Origin of the sequence: Comamonas sp. B-9 (assembly GCF_000410635.1) — a bacterium.
Taxonomy (GTDB): Bacteria; Pseudomonadota; Gammaproteobacteria; order Burkholderiales; family Burkholderiaceae_C; genus Comamonas.
In genome coordinates, this window is the sequence record NZ_APCR01000335.1 from 22,742 (window position 1) to 29,521 (window position 6,780).

Genomic DNA, 6,780 nt, shown 5'->3' on the forward strand with positions numbered 1-6,780 from the left:
CACTATTCGGGGATAAACATGCCGCGCATTTATAAAAACAGTGACCGAGACAAACCACACACTTCCCCGACTGGAGCCCCGGCGCATTGAGCGCAAGCATCTGCTGGCGCGCCTGTCCGAGGCCCGCCATAAAACCTGCCTGCTGATCCACGGGCCGGCGGGCAGTGGCAAAACCTCGCTGGCGCTGCAGTGGCGCGCGCAAGCGCTGACCTTTGGCCATGACGAAGCCTGGGTGACGGTGCAGCCCGGCGACGACGGCCAGGCGCTGATGGCGGCGCTCTTCGATTCGCTGGACCGCATTGACAGCGATATCGCGCGCGAGGCTCGCCTGCTGTCCAACCGGGGCGGCGAGGCGCGGGCCGATGCCATCGTCATTGCCTTGCTGCGCGCGTTTCTGGCACGCAGCCGGCCCTTGCTGGTGGTGGTCGATGATTGGCAGAACATGGGCGACATGCGCGCGGGCGCGGCGCTGCAGACCTTGCTGGATTTTGCGCCGCCCGCCTTGCGGCTGGTGATCGTCTCGCGCAGCATGCCCCAGCTGCGCCTGGCGCGCCTGCGTGACCAAGGCTTGCTCGAAGAGATCGGGCCTACCGAGCTGCGCTTTACCCTGGAAGAGGTGCAACAGTTTCTGCAGGCCCGCCAGCCGCGCAGCACCAGCCCGGCTGTGGCGCGCCAGCTGCTCGAGGTAACCGATGGCTGGGCCGCTGGCCTGCAGCTGCTGGCACTGCAGCCGCGCACGCCCGCGTCGCCGGTGCAGAACGCGCAGGACTTTACCGCCTACTTCAACCGCGAGGTGCTGTGCCGGGTCGACAAGGATGAGATCGACGCAATGACGCGGCTGGCTGCGGCGCGCAGCTTCAACCAGGCGCTGGCGATCACGATTGCCGGTGAGCCCGTGGGCCCCGCCTTGCTCGAGCGCCTGCAGCGCGAGAACCTGTTTGTGCTGCCGCTGCAAGATGCCGACAGCCAGGGCTGGTACCGCTTCCATCCGCTGTTTCGCGAGCTGCTGCTCACCCGCTTCCAATCGCTGCCGCAGGCTGAGCGCCAGCGCACCCACGCGGCCCTGGCGCAATGGCTGGGCGCCCGGCGCCATCTGCGCGATGCCGTGCACCATGCGGTCGAGGCAGGGGACATGGACCAGGCCGTGCACTGGGTGGAGCGCTGGGCGCGCGAGCTGTTTTTGAACGGCCAGCTGCAGCAGCTGGTGCGCGCGGTGTCCGAGCTGCCGCGAGCTACCGTCCATGCGCGTCCCGCGCTGCTGCTGTGGCTGGGCTGGACCCAGCTGTGCTACTACAAGCTCACCGCCTGCCATGAGACCTTGAATGCGCTGCGCGCGCAGCTGGGCGAGCAGGACCATGAAGGCCGCGCGCATTGCGTGCTGCTGGCCTTCTCGCTGGCCTTGCAGGAGGACGACCTGGGCACCGCGCAGGCCTTGCTGCCCGAGCTGATGTCCATCCAGCAGGGCGATGACGCCGTGCTGGTGGGTGGCAAGCGCAATCTGCTGGGCTGGATGTATGGGCACAGCGCCGAGTATGACAAGGCCCGTGAGGTGCTGCGCGGCTCGCCCCCGCTGCGCGACGATGGCTCGCCGCTGCTCGATTCAGCCTTTGGCCATTTGATGACCGAATCGCTGCGTGGTCTCTCGTGGCTCTATGCCGGCGATGTGCGCCAGGCTGAGCCGGTGCTGCGCGAGGCGCTCGCCCATGCCGAAAAGGCGCTGGGCCGCCACAGCGAGATGGCCTGCAATGCCGCCGCCTATCTGGCGGCCGTGCTGTATGAGACCAATGAGCTCGACGAGCTGCGCCAGCTGCTCGAAGGCCGGCTGGACACCACCGAGCGCGTGGTACTGCCCGATGCGCTGGTGACCGTGGCCCTGGTCTGCGCGCGCCTGAGCCGGCTGGACGGCAACCCGCTCGAAGCGATCGAAGGCCTGGCGCGCATCGAAGAAATCGCCCAGCGCCGCTCGCTGGACCGCCTGCTGGCCTTTGCGATGGGCGAGCGCGTGCGCTGCCTGCTGCAGATGCGCGACAGCGAAGGCGCGCGCCAGATGCTGCGCCAGATCGAGCTGCTGGCGCAGCGCCATGCCGATGCCCGCAGCCCCGTGAGCCTGCGCATCACCGGCATGGCCCGCTACACGCAGGCGCTGTTCCACGAGGCCAACCTCGACGACCGTGCTGCGCTGGAGGCGCTGGGCGAGCGCGGCAAGGACGACAGCGCGCTTTTGCAGCGGCGCGACCGCTGCGCCACCTTGGTGCTGCGTGCCCTGCTGCTGAGCCGCCTGGGGCACCAGGACCAGGCGCTGGAGGTCATGCGTGATGCCTTGCTGCAGGGCCAGCAGCTGGGCCTGGTGCGCAGCATTCTGGACTTGGGCGAGCCCGCGCTGGTGCTGGCCGGGGCCTGCGCCCAGGCCTTTGGCGCCTCCGATCCCTTGCTCGCGTTTTATGTGGAGCGGCTGCAGCAGCAATCGCAGCGCTACCGTGCCCAGCCGCAGCCCGCCGATGCGGGGCTGAGCGAGCCTCTGTCCGAGCGGGAGCTGGAGATCTTGCGGGCGCTTGCGCACAGCATGTCGAACAAGCGCATTGCCCAGGTGCTGGGCATCTCGCCCGAGACCGTCAAATGGCATCTGCGCAATGTCTACGGCAAGCTCAAGGTGGTGGGTCGCGATGATGCCGTTGCCCGCGCGCGCGACCTGGGCCTGGTGCAGGGCTGATCGCCAACACCGCAGGGGGAAACCCGAGCCACCCACATCGGGTGGGGGCGGGCTGGGGCGGCTGGCCGCATGATGGCTAAAAATAGCAAAGACAGGAGACAAGCCATGTTCATGCCCCATCGCCAGGCGGATTGCGCACCTGACCCCATCTGCAGCCTCTGCACTACCGCTGTAGCACTCCGCCGTCCTGCGCGCAGCTAAGCGCCCGTTTTTCCTACGTCAACACCACGATGCCGTCTGCGGACGGCCGGGGCGCAGCTTTGCCTGCACGCCATTGCATCCCACCCAAACCCCTTGCTCGATGACCTCCTCCAGCACCCCCTCTAGCCACCCGCAAGCCTTTGACCCAGCCCGCCTGGACGACTTTCTGCGCGCGCAGTTGCCAGGCTTGCAGGGTGAGATGGCGCTGCAGGCGATTGGCGGCGGCCAGTCCAACCCGACCTTTTTTGTGAGCTATGGCAGCCGGCACATGGTGCTGCGCAAAAAGCCTGCGGGCGAGGTATTGCCATCGGCCCATGCGGTGGACCGCGAGTACCGCGTGATGAAGGCGCTGGCAGACACGGCGCTGCCCGTGCCGCAGATGCTGCTCTACCACGCAGGCAGCGATGTGGTCGGAACGCCCTTCTACCTGATGGAAAAGGTCGAGGGGCGCGTCTTCAACGACAACGCGCTCACCGGCATGCGCCCGGCCGAGCGCCGCGCGATCTACCTGGCGATGGCCGACACCCTGGCTACCCTGCATGCGGTGGACTGGCGCGCCGCCGGGCTGGAGGGCTTTGGCAAGGAGGGCGGCTTTTTTGAGCGGCAGCTGCACCGCTGGCAAAAGCAGTGGGATCTGTCGCGCATTGCGCCCAACCCAGCCATTGATGAGTTGCTGGCCTGGCTGGGCGCCAACCGCCCCAGCGATGACGAAACCACGCTGACCCATGGTGATTTCAAGCTCAACAACCTGCTGTTCCACCCCACCGAAGCCAAGGTGGTCGCGGTGCTGGACTGGGAGCTGTCCCCCCTGGGCCATCCGCTGGCCGATGTGGCCTTCAACACCGTGGCCTGGCGCACCCTGCCCGATGAGTTTGGCGGGCTGCGCGGGCTGGATCTGGCAGCCCTGGGTATTCCGTCCGAGTCCGACTACCTGGCGCATTTCTACCAGCGCGCCGGCCGCAGCGATCCGGCCCGCCAGGCCGCGCCTTTCCACTGGGCCTTTGCGTTCATGCGCTGGGCCGTCATCTTTGAAGGCATTGCGGCCCGCGCCGCGCGGGGCAATGCGGTGGCCGACAACGCCTCGGAGGTGGGCGCGATGGCCCAGGCCCTGGCCCGGCGCGGGCTGGAGGCGATCGACGCCCCAGCGGCAGTGTTTTGAATTTTTCTACAGGAGACGCTCTTGAACTTCCAGTACCCCGAGGACACGCAGCAGATGCAGCGCACGCTGCGCCAGTTCATGGAACGCCATGTGCTGCCCCGCTACCACGACTACGAGCGCATCGCGGCCACCGGCGCCTACCCGACCGAGGTGGTCGAGCCGCTCAAGCAACTGGCGCGCGAGGCCGGTTTGTGGAACCTCTTTCTGCCCGGCCTGCGTGACGATGAGCCCGGCACCCGCATGAGCAATATGCAGTACAGCCCGCTGGCCGAGATCATCGGCCGCGTCTACTGGTCGGCCGAGGTGTTCAACTGCAATGCGCCCGATACCGGCAACACCGAGCTGCTGCACCTGTTTGCGACGCCCGAGCAGCACGAGCGCTGGCTCAAGCCCTTGCTCGACGGCAGCATCCGCTCCTGCTTTTCGATGACCGAGCCCGATGTCGCCTCGTCCGATGCCACCAATATCTGCACCACGATCCGCCGCGACGGCGATGAGTATGTGATCAACGGCCGCAAGTGGTTTACCACCGGCGCGCTGCACCCGAACTGCAAGTTCGCCATTGTCATGGGGGTCAGCGATGAGAGCCCCGATGCGCCCCGCCACCAGCGCCATTCGATGGTCATCGTGCCGCTGGACACCCCGGGCCTGAACATCGTGCGCAATGTGGCGATCATGCACCACCATGCGCCCGAAGGGCATTGCGAGGTGACCTACACCGATGTGCGCGTGCCCGTCAGCAACCTGCTGGGCGAGGAGCACAGCGGCTTTGCGCTGGCGCAGGCGCGCTTGGGCCCTGGCCGGGTGCACCACTGCATGCGCACCATTGGCCAGTGCGAGCTGGCGGTCGAGATGATGTGCGAGCGCGCACTCACCCGCCGCGCCTTTGGCAAGCACCTGAGCGATTACGCCAATGTGCAGGACTGGATCGCCCAGTCCCGCGTCGAGATCGACCAGGCGCGGTTGCTGGTGCTGCAGGCCGCCTGGAAGATGGACATGTTCGGCAACAAGGCCGCGCACATCGATGTATCGGCCATCAAGCTGGTCGCGGCGCAGCTGCAGACGCGTGTGCTGGACCGGGCCATCCAGGTGTTCGGTGCCATGGGCATCACGCCCGATACCCCGCTGTCCTACCTCTGGTCCTGGGGCCGGGCGATGCGCTTTTTTGACGGCCCGGACGAAGTCCATCTGCGTGCGATTGCCCGCGCCGAGCTGGCCCGCGCACGCGACAACCTGGGCGCCACCGCCGCCTACTACAGCACCAGCCACTGAAGCGCCTGCGATGACCTATCCCGACCAGAACCCCAACGGCAGCGTGCTGCACTGGCGCAGCGGCACCGTAGCCCATATCCGCTTCAACCGCCCCCAGGCGCTCAACGCCATTGACCGTGGCATGGCAGCCGCCTTTCACCAGGCCTGCCAGGACATTGCCGCCGACCCGCTGGTGCGCGCCGTGCTCATCACAGGCGAGGGCAGGGCCTTTATGGCCGGTGGCGACTTGGATGAAATGCGCGCCGATCCGCAGCAGGCCGCCGCGCAGTTGATTGCTGGCATGCATGGCGGCATCCGCCTGCTGACCGCCTTGCAGGCCCCCGTGGTCTGTGCGGTGCAAGGCGCGGTGGCAGGAGGCGGCCTGGGGCTGATGCTGGCCTGCGACCTGGCGATTGCCGCCGAGGGCACGCGCTTTGGCGTGGCCTATCCGCTGATCGGCGCAAGCTGTGACTGCTCCACCTCCTGGGGCCTGCCGCGTGTGCTGGGCCTGCGCAAGGCGATGGAGCTGGCGCTGCTGGGCGACAACCTGGAGGCGGCCGAGGCCCTGCGCCTGGGCCTTGTCAACCGCGTGGTCGCCAAGGACAGCCTGGCAGCCGAGGCCGAAGCCCTGGTGCAGCGCCTGGCCCAGGGCCCCACGCATGCGCTGGGCCATATGAAGCAGCTGCTGCGCAGCGCCTTGGAGCGCGGGCTGGACGCCCATCTGGACAAAGAAGCGGAGAGCTTTACCCAGTGCGCTGGCACGGCCGATTTTCAGGAAGGCATCAGCGCCTTCCGCGACAAGCGCGCAGCGCGGTTTCAAGGCCGCTGAGCCGTTGATCGACCCACCCATTCATGAACGCAAGGCATCCTATGAAGACACGTATTACGCAATTGCTGGGCATCCGCTACCCCATCATCCAGGGCGGCATGCAGTGGGTGGGCACGGCGGAGCTGGCCTCAGCCGTCTCCAACGCCGGCGGCCTGGGTGTGCTGACGGCGCTGACCCAGCCCACGCCCGAGGCGCTGGCACGCGAGATCGCCCGCTGCCGCGAGATGACGGACCAGCCCTTTGGCGTGAACCTGACAATTCTGCCGTCGGCCAAGCCGCCCCCCTATGAGGCCTACCTGGATGCGGCCATCGACAGCGGTGTGCGCGTGCTGGAGACCGCTGGCAACAGCCCCGTGGCCTTTATCGAGAAAGCCAAGCGCGGCCATATGCGCATCGTGCACAAATGCACCAGCGTGCGCCATGCGCTGTCGGCCGAGCGCAATGGGGTCGATGCCGTCAGCATCGATGGCTTTGAATGCGCCGGCCACCCGGGCGAGGACGATGTGGCCGGCCTGGTGCTGATCCCGCTGGCCGCCCGCGCGCTGCGCATTCCGGTGATCGCATCGGGCGGCATTGCCGATGGGCGCGGGCTGGCCGCAGCGCTGGCCTTGGGCGCCGAGGGCGTCAACA

At 67.5% G+C, this 6,780-nt stretch carries 5 protein-coding genes; all 5 read left to right on the top strand.

Annotated elements, in window-relative coordinates; translation table 11 throughout:
• The first annotated feature begins 40 nt into the window (after positions 1 to 40).
• Positions 41 to 2,710 (top strand): LuxR C-terminal-related transcriptional regulator, encoded by a 2,670-nt coding sequence (locus H928_RS25955; protein WP_021025269.1) that lies wholly within the window; start codon positions 41 to 43, stop codon positions 2,708 to 2,710.
• Between the two features lie 301 nt (positions 2,711 to 3,011).
• The gene (locus H928_RS0103490; protein ID WP_021025270.1) at positions 3,012 to 4,070 is read left to right on the top strand and encodes a phosphotransferase family protein; all 1,059 of its coding nucleotides are present in this window, start codon (positions 3,012 to 3,014) and stop codon (positions 4,068 to 4,070) included.
• Between the two features lie 21 nt (positions 4,071 to 4,091).
• On the top strand, positions 4,092 to 5,342 hold the full coding sequence (locus H928_RS0103495) for an acyl-CoA dehydrogenase family protein (protein ID WP_021025271.1): 1,251 nt from the start codon (positions 4,092 to 4,094) through the stop codon (positions 5,340 to 5,342).
• Positions 5,343 to 5,352: 10 nt separating this feature from the next.
• The gene (locus tag H928_RS0103500; protein ID WP_021025272.1) at positions 5,353 to 6,150 is read left to right on the top strand and encodes an enoyl-CoA hydratase/isomerase family protein; all 798 of its coding nucleotides are present in this window, start codon (positions 5,353 to 5,355) and stop codon (positions 6,148 to 6,150) included.
• A 41-nt stretch (positions 6,151 to 6,191) separates the two neighbouring features.
• On the top strand, positions 6,192 to 6,780 hold a 589-nt coding region (locus H928_RS0103505; RefSeq protein WP_021025273.1), incomplete at its 3' end, for a nitronate monooxygenase family protein.